The following is a 17,247-nucleotide window of genomic DNA, read 5'->3' as shown; positions in this document are numbered from 1 at the left end:
GTTCGGGTTGATACGCTAGGGACACCTCATATTCACTCAGGGAGATGTGACGGATTTACCCCGCTGAGCGAATTCACGCGTGTGACAACGAGGCATGTGATCCATGCTCATTGTCACTCCCAGAATAGCTATCGGAATTTCAATTGGTTGATGTTTTTCCGTCTTCTAGAGCTGGCGGCGCAATTTGGCAGAAAATCGCAGAAGAATGGCAGCTTCGCAAAAGCAATCAATTGGTATCGTCCAGATGTGCAACCCAGGGTGAAAAGTCTTAATAAATGATTAAGTGACGAACTATCGCGTGATGAGTGTGGAGCATGTTGTAGAATGACGGAGAACAAGGATCGCTTGACGGCTGAGGAAGCTAAGGGACTTCGGACCGCAAAAGAACTAGAAGGTCATCTTGCGTGGTTGGACACGTTTACCCCCGCAGCCTTGGGTGTCCTAGCCATCGCATCTGGGATCTACACCTATCTCGGCGTGTCCTCATTGCTCGAAGACAATGGTGCAGTTTCTTTCTTCGCAGCCGTTGCGTACTCAATCGCTGTCTCTGTGGGCATCTTCGTGTTTTGGAGCTACATGCTCCGTCTGCTGCCTTCAATGCGAACGGCTAGTGGTTTCATTGGTTTGACGATCTCTACGATTGTTGGCTCTGTCGCCATTATCGCCATGTCTAGCTGGCTGAACGCAGCTGCACTCGCAGGCTCGGCGGCAGTCGAACAACACTTGGAGAATACTGTCCGCGACTACCAAGCTGCTCTCGAGCAAGCCCACGACATAGCCCTCAGTGGCCAAGCGTTGGGTCGCGAGGTGGAACGCGCCCGCCAGAGTTTTGAAGAACTGGCTGAACTCGAGCAGTCCGGAGACCTCTCAGGTACCGCCGGTCGGGGTGCCGTGTTTCGTGTGCTGACACAAAAAGCTGAGGAGTTGCGAAACCTTGAAGAGCAGATCGCGGCGCAGCAAGAACCTATCGAGGAAGCCTTCCAACAAGGCAACGAAATCCTCGCAAAGATGCGCGAGCTTACTGTAGCCCCCGGTCCAGTGGATCGCCGTTCGGTTCAGTTTTCCGAGGAAAGCGTGAAGCTGGCGGGTGTTATCTCGCGCCTCAACCAGTACAGCGTGGCACCACTTGTTGCTCGTGCTGCTGAGGACCTGCCATCCTCGGTCGTACTCCCAGAGCTTGATGGGCGCAGTTCCGACGTACGAGACGCGCAATCGTCCACAATCAACTCCGTATTGAACGCGCTGGACCAACGCAGCAAGACACTCAAGAACGCTGCTGACGAGGTGTTGGACATGGAGCCGCCCATCGAGACTGCATATAACCCGATTTCCAGCGCCGATGCGGTGATCAAGTACGCCCACAACTTCGTTCCTTCTTGGGCTGGAGCTATCGCCATCGACTTGTTGCCCGCCGTGTTGGTGTTTGTGCTGGCTATCACACAAGCCGCAATCCGCAGTGGTAAGGACGGCATGAGCATTGAGGATACTCTGACGCTTTCTGACCTTAGAGCCGCAATGAATGCCATGAAGGACGTAGAGGCGACTATGGGCGTGGCAGACGCTGCTATTCTCAACCGCGCCACTTCACAAAAAGATGAAACGTGATGAGCCTATTAAGTCGTCTCGATCCTCGTTCAGGGCTGCGCTACGTTCTCATCCTTCAAATCGCTATTGCAGGCGTTCTGATAGCGTCGGACGTTCTTGGTGTAATGCCAAGCCCGTTTAAGGAGCGTGTTGAACTCCCGACTGGTCCGATTTCCCCCGGCGATCAACGTCGAGAGTATCGCACTGATCGTAGCGATCCGTCGCTTTTGCCGCAGGATGGACCTCTGGAAGTACCCGTGCCAGAGGCTTTTCCAAACCGATTGGACTTCTCAGTTCAGGAAGTCGAAGGACTGGGGAGGATACTTCTTCTTAGCGGCCAGATAGAGGTGGACGACTCGGCCCGTTTCGCTTCGTACTTGTCCGACATGCAGGAGAAGCCCGACCTTGTGGCTCTCCACAGCCCGGGAGGAGTGGTTTCCGAGGCACTGTCCATTGGTAAGCAGGTAAGAGGTGCTGAGCTTTCTACAGCCGTTCTAGCTGGCTCGATGTGCGTATCGTCATGTCCCTACGTCCTTGCAGGCGGTGAGCAACGCATCGTCTCTCTGCGCGGCATTGTAGGTATGCATCAGCACTACTACGACCAGCCTCGCCTAATACCTGTCGTCTTCGCGGTAGAGGGCATCCAGAAGGGGCAAGGAGAGACGATGCAGCACCTGATTGACCTGGGTGTGAACCCGTCACTGATGCTGTTCTCACTGAACACCCCACCCGAGGAAATTTATGCGCTTATCGAGGAAGAACTAGTGGATACGCGCATAGCGACCCAAATTATCGATTAACACGAGACACCGAGGACTTCGCCTTGTTCAAGAAGCTAACCATTGCCTTGGCATTTTTCGCAACCACTGCTGCCGCCGGTGGCCTCCAAGTACGCGACGCGGACACGATCGTGGTCGATGGCACTCCGGTCCGTTTGAACGGCGTGGATGCGCCAGAGCTTGGCACTCGTTCTGGTCAGGATGCTAAACGCTGGATGGTGAACTTCCTACGCGGCAAGAACATCGAGTGCAGTCTCAATGGCGAGCGCACCCATGATCGCTGGGTTGGCGTTTGTTACGCGGACGGACAAGACATTGGTGCTGCAGTGATTGCTGCGGGGCATGCTCTGGATTGCGCGAGGTACTCGGGGGGACGCTATAGGCACTTGGAGACCTCTGCGGCTAAGTCGCGGCTTAGACGGGCTGGGTATTGCAGGTGAAAAGTATCGCGTTCACGCGATATCTCATGCTCAAAAGAAACAGATTGATGACTGACGCGATCCTCAGCGACTAGTGGAGCGTTATATATTCCGCGTCAGATTTCGCTCTGTGATGAAGCAAAATTGTTGCTTAACAACGGCTAAGCAATGATACTAGTCATAATTTTTTTACCTCGGAAAACTTCTGGTGTTTAGCGAACTGTTTCAAAATGGATCACCGACAGGAGTCGCACTTTGCTTTTACGCTGCATGCGTCTACTTTGGTTTCCTTCAACGATCACAACAACCTGTTAATTTTGCGCTCGATCAGGCGGTACTTCACAACACCATTGGGGCTATTTTCAAGATAGCAGCGCTGCCTGCGAACCTATGGATCGCGGTTTATCTCGCTATCATTTCAAGTTCCTTGTGGGGAATACTTGCTGGAATGGCTTTGTTTGCCCTCAGCGGGATTCTTGGTGTAACTTTGAAATTTGGGGGTAAGCTCCTTGGGCTACATGTGTTACTAGGTTTGCTGGCACTAGCCTTTGGTTACTACCTAACTATTTCGAGTGTGCTATGACCAAGTCACACCCGAGTAGCTCTCTTCCAATTTAGAACACTTCTTCGTTTTTCTTTCTGCAATCGAAAAGCTAGTTGGTATACGAAATTTTGTTTGGAATTTAGGCCGCAGCTCATTGACGCTGCAACGACGGCTCCAAATGCCCGTTGATCTTCGTGGCTTCACGGTATGTGCTAAATTGTCATGTCCTTGCCTGGGCAATATAGTCGAAGCACAGTCGCTCGATTGCTTCTTTACGAACCTTCAAGCTCGGGCCTTCACCGTAGGAACCGGCCACATCGCCTGAACCGTGTCCAGTGATGAAGTCGTTTATCTCCTTCGACACCCCGGCGTCTCTTAGCATGTCCTTGAAGTTCCCTCGAAGTGAGTGGATGACCTTTTTCGGGTCCTCAGTGATCCTGCGTACCCATGACATCAGCGCCTTGGAGGCTGGCCCCTGTGTTTTCCCGTCTCGGTCTCGGGGGAACTCAGGGAACATCTGGCCGGTTCTACCTGTCTCGATCCACTCTAGGGCAGGGTGGACCGGCACCCGTCGCTTAGACCCTGAGTTCTTCACGATGGACCCTGTGAGGTCGAAGTAGAGAACACCTTGATCTTCGTCCTCTTTGACATCCTCCCAAGTCAACAGAGCGGCTTCATCTAGCCTCATGCCGGTGGTGGCTAGGATCGACAGCAGGGATCGCAGGTGAGGCTCCATAGGCTGCGCAAAGAGAGCCTTGAGTTCTCTCTTGGTGAACGGTGTGTAGCTTTGCTTTTTGGTTCCGAGATTCTTGTCCAGCTTGATCCCCGCAAACACGTTGTGAGGAACCCACCCTTTGCGGACTGCATGGTCGAACATACGGCGTACGTAGCCAATCTTTTTGTCTATGGTCTTTCGGCTCTTTGTTGCCCCAACATACTCCGCGAACTCGTGAACCATCACCGCAGTGACTTCAGGCAGGGCAATGTCTCCCGCGAATTCCTTGAACTGCTCAAGAGCGTGTTCTGCTTCGCGCTGAGTCTTGATCGTGCTGTACGGATTGGTCTCAAGGTACTCCTTAGAGGCGCTTGCGAGGTAAACTGTTCCCGATGCAGCCGTCCGCTCGGTGCCGCCGGCCTTCCACTCTTGGTAGACCTTGAGAGCTTCTATGGCCTGCTCGTTGACCACCTCGACAGCAACGTCGTTTTCTTCATTCTCACCGTATTCGAGGTTCTTGTGGTACTTGATGAGGTCCTCAAGTTCCCCGATGTCCTCCATACGTTGAACCTCGTCGGCGTCACCGATCCAGCCGAGTAGATCACTGATCACGTCGCGCGGATCAGGCTTGCAGTTGTCCAGTTGGGCATAGAGTTCGGCAGAAATTTTGTGCTGCCTGCGCTTGGCATCAGCCAAATCACTTGTACCCGTGGACTTCTTGAGTTGCTTCCTGCCGTTAAAATGTTGGCGAAGCTCGGCGGGGATCGTCAGGAGAACGTAATACTTGCCTTTGTTCTTCGCCAAGGTCGTCGCGGGGTAGTCAAGCACCTGTATCCTCCAAGGTATCCTCCATGAGATACTCCAAGTGTCTAATATATTGAGAAAAAACACAATAAGGATGTGTGGAGGCGAGTACCGGAATCGAACCGGTGTACACGGATTTGCAAGAGATCGACATCAAAAATAACCAATGAAATTCAATGTTATGCGCGGGAAAGTTTTCGTTGTGTGCCGTTTTGTGTACGGTTAAGCTTTTCCGCAATTAGTTGATTTTATTTGCTTTTTCAGCTGTCTCGCGCATGACTTTAAAAGCCAGCATGAGGATTAGCATACATGCGAACAATCCACTTACGTCGCCAATGAAATAGCCAATCAGCGTATCTGTGTTGTGGCTAAAAGCCCAACCCATTCCAAAGGTATTGATTGCTGAGGCAATTGCACCTGCTACCATCACATCTCGCCAATTTGCTGCGCGATTTGCTGTTATTCGAAAGTCCATGCCTACTTTTGCTAGCGCCCAAAAAGTTACCGCGGCACACACTATTCCAGAGAAAACACCAGCAAGCCCCGCTAGTGTGAAACCCGCAGCCCCAAAGTTTATCCAATGCGTCAGTAAGGCAGTTGGTGCGAACAAAGGGATAGCTTTCCAGCCCATCATCCATGCTGACAATATGCGGACGCCATGTGGAAGGAATAGTAAACTGGCATAGGGTGCTAGCTCTGGCGTGTATTGGGCTTGTAGTGGGAGCAGAATGTAAATTGAGATTCCAAATGCGAGTAGGTGCGCAAGCGAAATAATAAGAAACGGTGTCAGCAGGTTTTGGTTGCTAAATGCTTTCAACGGCTCAGCTACCTAGCTCTTTCGACACGACATACGACGATCGTTGTCGCCCCTGCGCGTGTTGTAAGTACCCCGCTTCTACTAGTTCTCGCAATGCTCGAAAAAAGGCACTACGCGACACACCATTCAGCAATTCGTGTTGCCGCAGTTCTTCCGTCTCAACCGTTTTTGAAGTTTCGCTCAGCAACGTTGCTGCGTACACAATATTTCTCTGCACGGCACTTAAATCATCAATGCCTAAGTCCCGCTCCATGCCAAGTAGCAGTTGCTTAAGACGTGCTAATTTTTCAATCGCTGTCATGCTTAAGCCCAAAGCTGCAAACTAGTTGTCTTCCAACATAGGGCTTGACTGGTGCGTGCAACAAGTCCCAATTTGGCACTTACAGATGAAACGTGAGCTACTTGTGCTTCGCGTGAATGAGAAAAATTAGAGGATTGAGGCAGTGAAAATTTTTGTACCACAAGTAATTTTGGTAACAGCAATTGTCATTGCGGCTTTTGGTGGCGCTGCAAATGCTGATCGCCTGAGATTTGAGCAAGATGGCTCAAACTTGCCAAATTCCTACAAACAAGTCGGCAAAGTCGAAGGTATCAAAGCCAAGCGTATCCATTCGTTTTCGATTTATGGCGGTGATTGCGTAACATCAGCCTACGGCGACGGGACAGGTAAGGGTGATTGCACTTATGGTTCCGTGCGTTCTTGGCTGAGGGAAATGGGGCGCGGGGGTAGCTGGGTTTTTCCTCAACCTGACGAGGCTTGGTATGGGTGGGATATGCTCATTCCAAGTTCCTTTCCAACTTATGGGCAACAAACAAGCGGAAGTTACACATTTGTTGGATGGAAAGGCTACGCCTGTCCTCACGCTTCGATCAATCACTCCACACGCAAGGGCGAAGGCAATACTATCTATTTGCGTCTCCAAGCGCCTCGCGACGCTGCAAATCACGACTGCAGGGACATTGCCCGCATTCCGTTGATGAACATGCGTGACTTAAAAAACCAATGGCGAAACTTTCAAGTCTACGCCAAATGGTCCCACAAGGCAGACGGACAAATCATCGTCTATATAGATGGTCAGCAAGTTGCGAATTATAGCGGACCAACTCTTAACGTTGCTCCAAATGCTCCGCACAAAAAGGCAAAAATGAACCACTTTGATATAGGCGTCTATTTGTGCTGCACGGCGGGAGTTAAGCATGTCCGCCCAGGCACGATCTACTTCGCGAATGTGAAACGAGCAACTAGCCAGAAGAAGCTTGGAAGGTAGATAGAATGAGGATTGGTTCAGGAAAAAGTTACGTTAAGAAAGTTCCGTAAGGTCAGATTGAACAAAGCGCCTGCACTGATGAGGCTTCACATTTTGGTAACCTTGTTGGTTTCGTTCAAAGGTATGCCTTGGGTCACAAGACGTAGGCCTTCTGTCGCACAGATAGCTTGGGATTCTAACCAAATACGTGTGTGCAGCGTTCAGACACATTTTAAAAAAAAGCGACTCCGCTGCTGTTAGAAAATGGCATTGACTAATTCACTACTATCAACTTCTGGGAGTTTGTCCGCGATTGCCGCGATCTTGTGACGTTCAAGCAGATAGGCTTCTAGTTCATCCTTTACACCGTTGAGCACATGAAGGTCGCTGTCAGCTACGGGAACAAACAGCTTGATCTTGGAAAAGGTAATGCGGTGTTCGTGAAGACTTTGAAGGATGTCCGCGGCGCATTGTCGACGCTGAAAGCTGCCGTGGACGCTGGCGAGCTGGACAAAGCTGTAGCGGCAGCAGTTAAGCGCAAAGTGGTTTGAACTGAACGCGGCTAGGGCGATTTTGTCGTTCTAGCCGTTCAATGCCCTCAGAAACGCAACTGTCATATTAGACCATGCCTCATGCTTTCCAGCACTTGCATCACAGCAGATTTCGAAATGCTTCTTTGTCAATCCCACCGCCTTGCTTCCCAAGATTAAACGGGGGTTCCAAATTCTCCGCCAGAAGAACTTGAGTGATTGCGTCATAGGTTCTGGAGTAGCGGACGGCGATTTTCGTGTCGTCTGCTTTTGACAGAACTTTATTCAACTTTACGGCGGTATACTCTTGGAACACTCGCTTCAACAACCGCTCATATACTCTGGGCCTCATTTTGTTCTCACCCTTTTGAAAGTACATCGTGGGCGTTGAAATAGCGTTTAGTGCGTACGGGAACGCATCAATAATGATGACCCCGTGTTTAGCAACTCTGTCCAACAGTATCTTTTTCTTTTTTAGTTGTGAGAAATTTTTTGGAACTGGATCACCAGGAAAATTTGACGCCAACATAAATGTGGATTGACGTACGTTGGGTGAGTATATGTATCTCTCCTCGGCGCCAAAACGTGGTGCTTCCCCAATTAGCACTAGCTTGGGCGAAGTAACCCTCGAAACTTGATTTTCCCACAGTTGTTCGCAAGTTGTGAATGCGTACTCAAGATACTCTAGTTCGCGGTCGCTCCAACTTGCGCTGGTTTCGTCAATCAAGATTTCCTGCAATCTCTTCCAAGCAGTCATTTCTTTTCCCTGTTGAGCAAACTACGCGCTTACGCGGTAATGCCTCTGGTTGTTTGGCTGCCTTAGTTTTTCAGTATCCTTAGCAACGTGTCACCGCCAATCAGCTCATCCCGCTTTGCCGCCAAAGCCTTCATCGCAATTTCTTCCGTCACAGCGTAATTTTGTCGTTCAACGCCCAATGCCGCCAGCAGCCCTGCTTCATCTAGCTTGCCCGCCGCAAGCATATTGAACGCCATTTCCACCACACCACCGCTGTTTGTCGCTGCTTCCTTCTTCTGGCTTTTTCGCATGTCGCGTCCGCTGTGCATTTCAGCGTTTAGCAAGGGACTGTACTTGCTGTAGTGCTTATCCAACATCGCCGTGCTGTTGCCCATTTGTTTGCTCAGTGCATGTGTGCTGACGCCGCGCTTCAAGTCCCGCGTCGCATAGTAGTGCCGCAAGCTGTACAGAGTACGGGATTTGCCATCAGCGCCAACTTTTAATCCCAAGTCACCCAGCAGTGGTTCAAATGCCCGTCGTAAGCTCGCAATGTTGGCAACTTGCCCCAAGCGCGTCGTAAACACATATTCGTTGCTTTTTGCTGCGATGAGCTGAGCGAAGCTGTCGTAGCTGAGAGCGGGGTTCAGCTTACTTTGCCTGTCCAAGTAGCCTTCCACTGTGTCTCGCGCCACTGCGCTTCTCTTTCGCGTTTTCCCGTCCACGTTCACTACCAAATAGCGCTCGCCTTCTTTCTCCTGCCATTCAATGTTTCGCCAACGCAGTCCAAGCGCCTCTGTGCCGTGCCGCACGCCTGTGTTTGCCAAGAACAGCACGTAGTTGCGCAGCACTTCGCGCGTTGCCGCCGCCTTTTTGTCTTTGGTCTTTTTGTGCCAACTGCGTAGCGCGGAATAAATCTTCTTGTACTCTGCGTCCGTGAAGCTACCTCTGCTTTCGCTTTTGACACCTTTGTTGAGCAGAGTAGGGCGCATGGATTTTACGATCCAACCGTGTAGCTCTGCTTCGTCCAATACTCTGTTCAGTGCTGCATTGTGGTTATTGATGCCGCTTTGGGAGAATGGCTTTTTGTTCGTCTCAGTGCGCCACGCGTCAAAAGCTGTCAGCGCTGCCAAATCTATCTTCGCTACATCCGTGCCACCAAAATACGGGATGAGCCAAATGCGTAGTGCTGAGAAGTAATCTTTGTAAGCTTGCTTGCCGCCGCCTTCATCAAGCTCTAGCTGCATCCTCGCAATCGCATACTCAGCCACATGCTTAAATTTGCGGGTTTGTGCGGGGAGGTGATTTTTGATGCGCGCTTTGGTCTCGTGGTACAATTCAATTGCGCGCTCTTTTGCTTCCTCTAAGTCGTCCGTCTTTGTGCTTTTCACAACACGTTTGCCGTTGTCTAAAGTCAGCCGCACGTACCAATTTTCGCTGCCCTGGCGCTTATCCAGTTTCAGTTTTTTGTGCACATTTACAGTGGTAACGCCGTAGCTCATCGCGTGCTGCTTCGCCTAGTTGCCTGTTTTTTCTCAGTATACGGCAAAAGGTCAAAAAATGCAGTCGAATCTGCACGCGGACTGTGTACGAATTGTGCACGAAAGTCGCGCAGCTATATATTGTGTTTTCGGGGGTAAATTGGGTGAATTTTACAAGATGTTGTGGAGGCGAGTACCGGAATCGAACCGGTGTACACGGATTTGCAATCCAGAAAGAGAATAAGCGAAAACAACGGCTTAAGGGTGCAAAACACCCCCTGACAAAAAGTGAACAAAAAGCGAAAGTTTCAAAGCCAATTTCGCCGATTCAAAATGAAAAAGGCCCCGTCACAGCGGCAACTGTGAACCGGGGCCAAATAGAAAAAGCCTGTCAGCTTTCGCAGTACGTTAGCATGAGCAAGCGCCACACCGCAAACGCTCAGTCCGCCTTTTCGCGGCCGTTGACCGGTGAGGTGGTCCAATGAGCTGGCGCATCGCAAATGAGTGCGCCGAGCGCCGCTTTGGCAGCGCTGCGCGCAAGCAGATCATCATGTTCCTGGCTGATAAGGCGAGCGACGACGGCTCTGGTATCTGGTGTTCGAAGGGCACGATCCAGCGCCACACAGAGCTCAGCGAGAGCACGGTCAAGCGCACCATCATCGACTTCCTACGAGAAGGCATTCTGATCGAGACAGGGCGGCGGCACTGCAAGAATGGCTACACCGTCATTTACCGCATTGTTCTGGAGCGCGTGGCCGCGCTTGAACCCACGGCCGAGCCCGACATCGACACGGGGGTCACTGTGAACCCCGTCCAGCCTGAACCCGGTACGGGGTCCACGGTGAACGGGGTACGGGGTTCACGGTGGACCCCAAACCATCCTAAAACCATCCATAAACCACCTACGCGCAAGCGCGAGGCGGCGGAGGAGGTTGAAGATCTTGAGGCTGAGAAGATCTTGGCGGCCTATCCCGAAGACAGGATCCGAGACCGGCGGACCAGTCTGCGCCTTATTGCAGCGGCTGTGAAAGCCGGTGTGGAGCCCGATGACCTGAAGCAAGCGATCAAAGCCTATGCCAAGGAAAGCGAGGGCTATACACGCAGCAAGGTCTGCTTCTCCGACAACTGGTTCAAGATGCGCCGGTGGGAGAAGGGGCTTGCCCAGGTGCAGGCTGACCGCGAGAAGGCGCGAGAGGCCGAAGCCAAAGGCCGTGCGAGCCTCGCCGAGTGGATTCACGAGCGCCATCCCCTGTGCCGCCACATCACCAACCGGCAGATCGAGGATTTGATCGCGTCAAAACTGGTGACGCCTGAACAGGTTCGCGCGGCGGGGCTGGAGGTATGAGTGCAGCTCGCATGTTACGCTGTGGCGCAAAATTTATATTTTTACGTTGCAGCGTAATTTGCCTTGATTTACGCTGTGCCGTAAAAGGAGCCGCATCATGGACCTCACTGCACGAACGGCCGAGCAGATCGGCGTGGCACTACGCCGGACGCGCAAAGCGCGCGGCTGGACCCAAAGCGATATCAGCGCGCGCACTAATTTGCGCGTCGCAACAATTTCGTCGCTCGAGAATGGCGACGCGGGAGCGAAGCTCGCCACAGTGCTCGCCGTCATGGCGGCACTTGGGCTTGAGTTCCGATTGGTGGAGCGCGGTGGCTCACTTGAGATTGAGGATATCTTCTGATGGCCAAACACGGGCGTAGTGGCACAATGCAAGTGCTTCTGAACGGACGGTTGGTAGGGTCTTTGCGTCTCGCTGGTTCAGGCGCGATCAGCTTTACCTATGATCCGGAATGGTTGGCATGGGAACATGCCATGCCTATCTCGCTTTCGCTGCCTTTGCGTGAAGAGGCGCACCAAGGTGGCCCTGTCATTGCCTACCTGGAAAACCTGTTGCCCGACAATCAGGCGATACGTGAACGTGTCGCCGCTCGGGTGCGCGCTGGAGGTACAGACGCATGGCACATGCTGGAGAAGATCGGGCGCGATTGCGTAGGCGCCTTGCAGTTTGTTTCGGGTGAGATCCCCGAAGTTGGCGCGCTCGAGGGCGAGCCCGTGTCTGAGGCGCAGATAGCGGATATGCTGCGCAACCTTGCAAGTGCTCCGCTTGGCTTGGATGAGGAAGACGACTTTCGCATTTCCATTGCAGGGGCACAGGAGAAAACGGCGCTGCTGAGCCATGAGGGCGCATGGATCCGTCCATCGGGGCTTACCCCAACGACCCATATCCTCAAGACCCAGCTGGGTGTTTTGCCTGCAGGGATCGATTTGTCCGACAGCGTCGAGAACGAGTATTTCTGCATGAGCTTTTGCCGTGCCATGGGCATGGATGTCGCGGAGGTCGAGATTGCCGACTTTGAAGACGTGCGGAGCCTTGTCGTGACGCGGTTTGATCGGCGCTGGACCAAGGATGGCCGATTGATCCGCCTCCCGCAGGAAGACTTTTGTCAGGCGCTCTCGGTCCCACCCAGTCAAAAATACCAAATGGATGGCGGGCCAGGGATCACCGAAGGGGTCGGGTTGCTGAAGGGCAGTGATGACCCCGAGGCGGATCAGCGCGCCTTCTTCCGTGCGCAGGTCCTGTTTTGGCTTTTGGGAGCGACAGACGGGCACGCCAAGAATTTCAGCATCGCCTTGCGCCCTGGCGGTTTCCGTATGACCCCGCTGTATGACGTGCTGAGCGCCCAGAAAGCCGTGGATGACGGTCAAATACGTCAGAACCGGATGCGCCTCGCGATGGCGGTCGACGGGCACTATCGGATCAATGAGGTGGTGCCTCGCCATTTCCTGCAGGCTGCAAAGGCGGCTGGTTTTGGTGTGGCGCTGGCGGAAGAGGTCTTGTCGGACATCGCGACGGAGCTTGAACCCGCCTTGGATAAGACACTCGTAGACTTGCCGGATGGGTTCCCACAGCCATTGGCCGAAGCCTTCGTTGCTGGAGTACGGCGTCGGGCGGCTGCCTTCGATGCCGTATGATCCGAAGATCATATTTCCGCTTTATGATCGGTAGATCATATTGGCTTCGAGCAGTCTGCAGTCCCGATGCAGATCTTGAAACTTCCAATGCCAGTCTTGATCGGCTAGCTCAGAGACGGATAGCCAAGCTCAGACCCTCTACGCCGCGTTTCTGATTGCTGATCATAAGCGGGCAACCGTGTCAGACGCGGAGCAAGCACCGCTTCAACAAGAAAATTCCCCTGCGCCAGCGAATTCCTCGCGAGGCAATTTTCTCGCTGACATCCCCTTGGTGCCCGCTTTGGCCATGTTCATCGAAACACTCAAGGTGAGGATTGAAAATTGGCTACGCAAACTCTGAAACTGAACGTCAAATCCGGCGAAAAAGACGGCAAGAACTTCAGGGACCGCTGCGGTGTCCTCTTCGTCAACACCGACGACAGCGGCAACATCCCGCATCTGAAAAGCTGGAGATCATCCGTTTGGTTGAGCAGCCACATCTGCCAACCAAACGAACCCTGGATAAGCTCGGCATTCCCAAAACCACATTCTATCGCTGGTATGATCGGTGTCTGGCGGGCGGTCCGGAGGCCCTGGAGGATCGCAGTCCCAGACCTTCACGGGTCTGGAATCGGGTTCCCGACCCGGTTCGTCGGAGGATCGTGGATCTGGCTCTGGCGGAAAGCGAGCTATCGCCTCGGAAGCTGGCCGTGCGCTTCACGGACACGGCAAAGTACTTTGTCTCAGAGTCTACGGTGTATCGTGTTCTCAAAGAGCAGGATCTGATCACCAGCCCAGCTTATGTGGTTTTGGCAGCTGTAGACGAGTTCAAAGACAAGACGACAGCCCCAAACCAGCTTTGGCAAACCGACTTCACTTACCTGAAGGTGATTGGTTGGGGTTGGTTCTATCTCAGTACGATCCTGGACGACTACAGCCGCTACATCATCGCCTGGAAACTCTGCACCACGATGAAGGCGGCCGACGTCACCGACACGTTGGATCTGGCCCTGCAAGCTTCCGGCTGTGATCAGGCAACGGTCCTGCACAAGCCAAGACTGCTGAGCGATAACGGGTCCAGCTACATCTCGGGTGAACTGGCCGAATGGCTTGAAGATCAGAAGATGGAACACGTCCGGGGCGCACCGTATCACCCGCAAACCCCGGGCAAGATCGAACGCTGGCATCAGACCATGAAGAACCGGGTTCTGCTGGAAAACTACTTCTTGCCCGGCGACCTGGAACGTCAGATCGGCACCTTCGTCGATCACTACAATCACAGGCGCTGTCACGAGAGCCTACAAAACCTCACGCCCGCAGATGTCTACTTCGGGCGCGGGCAAACCATCCTAAAACAACGAGAAAGGATCAAACGAAAGACCATCGAAACGCGACGCTTGCTTCACCGCAAATCCGCCGCATAATCACACCAACCAGATGAGCCAGATCCTAGCCCCTCTCAGGCCCAAAACCCCTGACGACGGACAGGTGATACCCTCATGGCTTCCCGGCTGCCATCCCAGCATACGGCCACCTTTTCAGGAGAAACCTGACCTTCAAAGGCCTATGGCAGAACCAGCACGGGGTGCCCGGACCCAACGGCTGAATGTTCAACAAGCTTTGCGTGATCATGAACTGACCGCTTCTCATGCTTTGCGTAGCCGGCGTCGCCATCTATCGATCGGACCACATCCGCCTCCGTAAGAACGGTGACTGCGGGTTTAAGATCAGCAGCCGATGCGAATCCCTCGCGATCAAGGCGCAGAACGTTAGGGCGGAACGCCATTTACTGACGAGTGTCAGGAAACAAACAGGTCACCATTTGCTCGTAAGCGCGATTTATATCGCTTGAAAGGCAAGAACGCGCTTCCGACTTATTGCCTTCTTTGATCGCTGACAGCAACTGAAAGTGGATTTCGTTCGAAATCTGCAGGTGACCTCGGATATTCAGAAGATGAAAATAGGGGGATACGCGTAGCCACAGGTTGCGAATGATCTCGAGCGCGACAGGATTTCCTGATTGCTCGTAAATCGTAAAGTGGAACAAGTAGTTAGAATGTATGAAACCGTGATTGTCAGACGCTTGTTCGGCTTTGACCATTTCCGTGAGATGATCTTCCAGTGACCGAATGAATTCTGGCGTCTGATTGTCGATCGCCCAAGACAGTGCTGCTGGTTCAATTTCGCAGCGCACATCTCGAAGATATCTCAAGTCCTGTCGTTCGAGTTTAGGGACTCCCATGGACCGACCTGACAGGTGTGTCAGTGCCCCACTATGGGCTAGTCGCGCCATCGCTTCGCGAATTGGCATAGGGCTCACACTAAGCGCCTCACTCAACGTTGCGACCGTTACGGGCTGACCAGGTTCTAGCCCGCCTTCGAGGATAAGCTCGCACAGTTTACTAAACACGATATCCTGCAGGTTTTCGCGCTTGAGCGGCTGCATTTTTGAAAGGTCATGCATGTATTTTTTATATGCCTCGCATACCGCTTTTGTCCATCTAAAATTTTATCGTTGACCTTTGATCAAATATCAAACATGAATCATCAAGACGCGCGGCAAATCAAAAGGAGGGCTATTTGCTGCACGTTGCCAGATTGTTTGCCTTAGGCGGAGCCGCCTGTTTGCGCCGCCAATAGGAGATTCGGCCCGGACGTTGCGTTCCTTCCGGGGAGGTGACGTTGGGATGGATGCTCCCGTGAGGAGGTGCAAATCTGTCGCAGATACCGCTGTTGTCGACATGGCGGCTGAAACACCCGGCCTAGTTATTTGGCCTGCAAAAAAAGAGTAAAAAGGAGAGGAACTCATGATCAAAGATTTAACCAAAACCCTTCTGGTAGGTCTCGCCGTTACCGCTGCGGGTGCCACGACGGCCGCCGCACAAACGACGCTGCGTATCCAGAACCACCTGGGGCAATCGTCACCTTACGGCGTCGCAATCCAGAAGTTTGTCGAAGACGTAGCCACCATGTCGGACGGCGCGCTTCAGATCGAGATGTTCTATTCGTCGGCGGTGGTTCCGACCACGGAAACTTTTGACGCCGCAAAAAACGGAATCATCGATTGTGACATGACCAACGGCGGCTACCAAGTAGGTAAGAATGCGGCATTCCAGTTTGTCGCAGATACGATGGGCGGCTACGATACGCCGCTGCAACTCATGTCTTGGATCTATCAGGGCGGTGGCAGAGAAGCGATCAACGAACTTTATGCGACTCATAACATGACCTACGTTGGGGGCCATGTTGGCGGTCATGAATCGCTGAACTCCTCTCGTCCGCTGAACGGTATCTCCGATCTGGAAAACTTCAAGTTCCGTTCGCCTCCGGGTATGGAATCAGACATCTTCGCCAGCCTCGGCGCCAAGCCTGTCGTCATGGATTTCACCGAGATCGTCACGGCGCTTGAGTCGGGCATCATCGATGGCGCCGACGCGTCGACGCTTGCGACCAACCTGAACATCGGCATTTACGATGTTGCCAAGCACACCACCTACCCGGGCTTCCACTCGATGTCGGCAGACCACCTGGCATGCCGCTCCGATGTCTGGAACGCACTGTCGGACCAGCACAAGACAATCATCGAAGTGGCTGAAAAGGCGCTGGCGATGGAAGTGATGATGTCGACGCTGATCCAAAATGGTGAGGCGCTGCAGAAATTGCCCGAGATGGGTGTGACCACATACAACTGGTCGGAAGAAGACCGTGCGACTTTCCGAAACGCTGCGTTGGCCGCGTGGAAGGATTGGGGTGCTAAATCCCCCGAAGCTGGCAAGCTGGTTCAAAGCCACGTCGAATTCCTTCAGCGCATCGGCCTGCTGGAGTGACTTCGCAGAGGTGAAAAAATTGAAAACCACCGGCGGTTCCCGCCGGTGGCACTTATAAAAACCGAACCCAAACGCTGGTGAATACGCGTTTACGCTGGGAGGCCAAGAAAATGACCGAACATGAAAAGACAGGTCCGCTGGATCCGATCACATGGGGCATCAGCCGAGTTGCAATGTGGCTCCCGGCATTCATCGTCTCGATCATCTTTCTGGAAGTCGTTTTACGCTACCTATTCTTGCGGCCAACGCTATGGGTCAATGAGACCTCGCTTTGGGTCGCGGGCGCTGTGTATCTGATGGCCGGTCTCTACTCTATGCAGCAGCGTAGTCACATCCGGATATTCATTCTCTATGATTTGGCACCGCTCTGGCTGCGGCGGATTTTCGATATCCTCTCAACCTTCTGCGTGTGCATTTTTGCGGCGGCGCTGATTTGGGGCGGATACAATGAGGCCGTTGAAAAACTCCTGAGTTGGGAGCGGTACGGCACGAAGTTCAATCCACCGATACCGGCCACCATCAAACCACTCATCCTAATCACAATGGCGCTCTTGGCGCTCCAGGCGATTTCTAACCTGATTTACGATTGGAGCACCGATCAGGGAGAGAAACACTACGGCGAAGAGGACTTCGAAGAGCTGCTCGAAGACCTCGCTGTAGATCATCTGGATGCACGCCCGGCGGGAATAGCGGCGGACCATGAAGACTGGATTGACGGCGCATCAGAAGGAGAAGTCCAGGATAGCGACGACTTCTCCCCTTCCGACAGCAAAAAAGAATAACCCCGAGAAGCGCGGAAAGGAAAGAC

At 52.9% G+C, this 17,247-nt stretch carries 18 protein-coding genes and 1 pseudogene; 12 read left to right on the top strand and 7 right to left on the bottom strand.

Annotated features, from left to right (window positions below):
• Positions 1-324 precede the first annotated feature (324 nt).
• The 4 genes from ACR0L1_RS05995 (at position 325) to ACR0L1_RS05980 (ending at position 3,365) form a co-directional block, all read left to right on the top strand.
• On the top strand, positions 325-1,605 hold the full coding sequence (locus ACR0L1_RS05995; RefSeq protein ID WP_480857640.1) for a hypothetical protein: 1,281 nt from the start codon (positions 325-327) through the stop codon (positions 1,603-1,605).
• The gene (locus ACR0L1_RS05990; RefSeq protein ID WP_480857638.1) at positions 1,605-2,384 is read left to right on the top strand and encodes a COG3904 family protein; all 780 of its coding nucleotides are present in this window, start codon (positions 1,605-1,607) and stop codon (positions 2,382-2,384) included. Before ACR0L1_RS05995 ends, ACR0L1_RS05990 begins: the two co-directional genes overlap by 1 nt.
• Positions 2,385-2,407: 23 nt before the next feature.
• Complete coding sequence (locus ACR0L1_RS05985; protein WP_170677130.1) at positions 2,408-2,803, top strand: thermonuclease family protein; 396 nt, start codon at positions 2,408-2,410, stop codon at positions 2,801-2,803.
• 187 nt (positions 2,804-2,990) lie between these two features.
• Entirely contained in the window at positions 2,991-3,365 is a 375-nt protein-coding gene (locus tag ACR0L1_RS05980) for a hypothetical protein (protein ID WP_480857636.1), read from the top strand.
• Between the two features lie 181 nt (positions 3,366-3,546).
• Here the strand turns inward: ACR0L1_RS05980 and ACR0L1_RS05975 are convergent, their stop codons facing one another.
• The 3 genes from ACR0L1_RS05975 to ACR0L1_RS05965 all read right to left on the bottom strand — a co-directional run bounded on the left by ACR0L1_RS05975 (position 3,547) and on the right by ACR0L1_RS05965 (position 5,963).
• On the bottom strand, positions 3,547-4,869 hold the full coding sequence (locus ACR0L1_RS05975) for a DUF6538 domain-containing protein (RefSeq protein ID WP_480857634.1): 1,323 nt from the start codon (positions 4,867-4,869) through the stop codon (positions 3,547-3,549).
• Between the two features lie 214 nt (positions 4,870-5,083).
• A complete protein-coding gene (locus tag ACR0L1_RS05970; protein WP_480857632.1) occupies positions 5,084-5,662 on the bottom strand; it encodes a hypothetical protein in 579 nt (192 codons plus the stop codon).
• Positions 5,663-5,666: 4 nt separating this feature from the next.
• Positions 5,667-5,963: a hypothetical protein gene (locus ACR0L1_RS05965; RefSeq protein WP_480857630.1), complete on the bottom strand. Its 297-nt coding sequence runs from the start codon at positions 5,961-5,963 to the stop codon at positions 5,667-5,669.
• A 142-nt stretch (positions 5,964-6,105) separates the two neighbouring features.
• Here ACR0L1_RS05965 and ACR0L1_RS05960 point away from each other — a divergent pair, with 142 nt between their 5' ends.
• Positions 6,106-6,930, top strand: coding sequence for a heparin lyase I family protein (locus ACR0L1_RS05960; protein ID WP_480857629.1), 825 nt, complete (start codon positions 6,106-6,108; stop codon positions 6,928-6,930).
• Positions 6,931-7,286: 356 nt separating this feature from the next.
• On the top strand, positions 7,287-7,460 hold the full coding sequence (locus ACR0L1_RS05955; protein WP_480857627.1) for a hypothetical protein: 174 nt from the start codon (positions 7,287-7,289) through the stop codon (positions 7,458-7,460).
• A gap of 100 nt (positions 7,461-7,560) precedes the next feature.
• Here the strand turns inward: ACR0L1_RS05955 and ACR0L1_RS05950 are convergent, their stop codons facing one another.
• Together ACR0L1_RS05950 and ACR0L1_RS05945 are read right to left on the bottom strand one after the other, a co-directional pair.
• Positions 7,561-8,196, bottom strand: a complete 636-nt coding sequence (locus ACR0L1_RS05950; protein WP_480857625.1) for a hypothetical protein — start codon at positions 8,194-8,196, stop codon at positions 7,561-7,563.
• A gap of 62 nt (positions 8,197-8,258) precedes the next feature.
• A complete protein-coding gene (locus ACR0L1_RS05945; RefSeq protein WP_480857624.1) occupies positions 8,259-9,674 on the bottom strand; it encodes a tyrosine-type recombinase/integrase in 1,416 nt (471 codons plus the stop codon).
• A 460-nt stretch (positions 9,675-10,134) separates the two neighbouring features.
• Between ACR0L1_RS05945 and ACR0L1_RS05940 the strand changes: the two genes are divergently transcribed.
• The 3 genes from ACR0L1_RS05940 to ACR0L1_RS05930 all read left to right on the top strand — a co-directional run bounded on the left by ACR0L1_RS05940 (position 10,135) and on the right by ACR0L1_RS05930 (position 12,633).
• On the top strand, positions 10,135-10,998 hold the full coding sequence (locus ACR0L1_RS05940; RefSeq protein WP_171727601.1) for a hypothetical protein: 864 nt from the start codon (positions 10,135-10,137) through the stop codon (positions 10,996-10,998).
• Between the two features lie 97 nt (positions 10,999-11,095).
• Positions 11,096-11,341 carry a helix-turn-helix domain-containing protein gene (locus ACR0L1_RS05935; RefSeq protein ID WP_171727600.1) on the top strand — a complete coding sequence of 82 codons (246 nt, stop codon included), beginning with the start codon at positions 11,096-11,098 and terminating at the stop codon, positions 11,339-11,341.
• The gene (locus tag ACR0L1_RS05930) at positions 11,341-12,633 is read left to right on the top strand and encodes a type II toxin-antitoxin system HipA family toxin (RefSeq protein ID WP_171727599.1); all 1,293 of its coding nucleotides are present in this window, start codon (positions 11,341-11,343) and stop codon (positions 12,631-12,633) included. The genes ACR0L1_RS05935 and ACR0L1_RS05930 overlap by 1 nt, the downstream gene beginning before the upstream one ends.
• A 204-nt stretch (positions 12,634-12,837) precedes the next feature.
• On the opposite strand, the gene ACR0L1_RS05925 is transcribed toward ACR0L1_RS05930, so the two are convergent.
• Complete coding sequence (locus ACR0L1_RS05925) at positions 12,838-13,071, bottom strand: hypothetical protein (RefSeq protein WP_171727551.1); 234 nt, start codon at positions 13,069-13,071, stop codon at positions 12,838-12,840.
• Between ACR0L1_RS05925 and ACR0L1_RS05920 the strand changes: the two are divergent.
• A pseudogene (locus tag ACR0L1_RS05920) lies at positions 13,047-14,036 on the top strand (IS3 family transposase); the annotation flags it as partial. The gene ACR0L1_RS05925 and the pseudogene ACR0L1_RS05920 overlap by 25 nt on opposite strands.
• A 362-nt stretch (positions 14,037-14,398) precedes the next feature.
• Here the strand turns inward: ACR0L1_RS05920 and ACR0L1_RS05915 are convergent.
• Positions 14,399-15,076 (bottom strand): GntR family transcriptional regulator, encoded by a 678-nt coding sequence (locus tag ACR0L1_RS05915; protein ID WP_171727598.1) that lies wholly within the window; start codon positions 15,074-15,076, stop codon positions 14,399-14,401.
• A gap of 343 nt (positions 15,077-15,419) precedes the next feature.
• Here ACR0L1_RS05915 and ACR0L1_RS05910 point away from each other — a divergent pair, with 343 nt between their 5' ends.
• On the top strand, positions 15,420-16,439 hold the full coding sequence (locus tag ACR0L1_RS05910; protein ID WP_171727597.1) for a TRAP transporter substrate-binding protein: 1,020 nt from the start codon (positions 15,420-15,422) through the stop codon (positions 16,437-16,439).
• Between the two features lie 110 nt (positions 16,440-16,549).
• Entirely contained in the window at positions 16,550-17,221 is a 672-nt protein-coding gene (locus ACR0L1_RS05905) for a TRAP transporter small permease subunit (protein ID WP_171727596.1), read from the top strand.
• Positions 17,222-17,247: the final 26 nt, after the last annotated feature.

The sequence above is a fragment of the Ruegeria sp. J8 genome, assembly GCF_056531925.1.
The sequence above is the reverse complement of the archived record's forward strand: the minus strand, read 5'-3'. Positions and strand labels throughout refer to the sequence as shown.

Coding starts and splice junctions, on each gene's coding strand:
- ACR0L1_RS05915 (WP_171727598.1), bottom strand. CDS start 15,076: ATGCATGACCTTTCAAAAATGCAGCCGCTCAAGCGCGAAAACCTGCAG.
- ACR0L1_RS05990 (WP_480857638.1), top strand. CDS start 1,605: ATGAGCCTATTAAGTCGTCTCGATCCTCGTTCAGGGCTGCGCTACGTT.
- ACR0L1_RS05930 (WP_171727599.1), top strand. CDS start 11,341: ATGGCCAAACACGGGCGTAGTGGCACAATGCAAGTGCTTCTGAACGGA.
- ACR0L1_RS05910 (WP_171727597.1), top strand. CDS start 15,420: ATGATCAAAGATTTAACCAAAACCCTTCTGGTAGGTCTCGCCGTTACC.
- ACR0L1_RS05965 (WP_480857630.1), bottom strand. CDS start 5,963: ATGACAGCGATTGAAAAATTAGCACGTCTTAAGCAACTGCTACTTGGC.
- ACR0L1_RS05995 (WP_480857640.1), top strand. CDS start 325: ATGACGGAGAACAAGGATCGCTTGACGGCTGAGGAAGCTAAGGGACTT.
- ACR0L1_RS05945 (WP_480857624.1), bottom strand. CDS start 9,674: ATGAGCTACGGCGTTACCACTGTAAATGTGCACAAAAAACTGAAACTG.
- ACR0L1_RS05925 (WP_171727551.1), bottom strand. CDS start 13,071: ATGCGGGATGTTGCCGCTGTCGTCGGTGTTGACGAAGAGGACACCGCA.
- ACR0L1_RS05905 (WP_171727596.1), top strand. CDS start 16,550: ATGACCGAACATGAAAAGACAGGTCCGCTGGATCCGATCACATGGGGC.
- ACR0L1_RS05955 (WP_480857627.1), top strand. CDS start 7,287: ATGAAGGTCGCTGTCAGCTACGGGAACAAACAGCTTGATCTTGGAAAA.
- ACR0L1_RS05935 (WP_171727600.1), top strand. CDS start 11,096: ATGGACCTCACTGCACGAACGGCCGAGCAGATCGGCGTGGCACTACGC.
- ACR0L1_RS05940 (WP_171727601.1), top strand. CDS start 10,135: ATGAGCTGGCGCATCGCAAATGAGTGCGCCGAGCGCCGCTTTGGCAGC.
- ACR0L1_RS05950 (WP_480857625.1), bottom strand. CDS start 8,196: ATGACTGCTTGGAAGAGATTGCAGGAAATCTTGATTGACGAAACCAGC.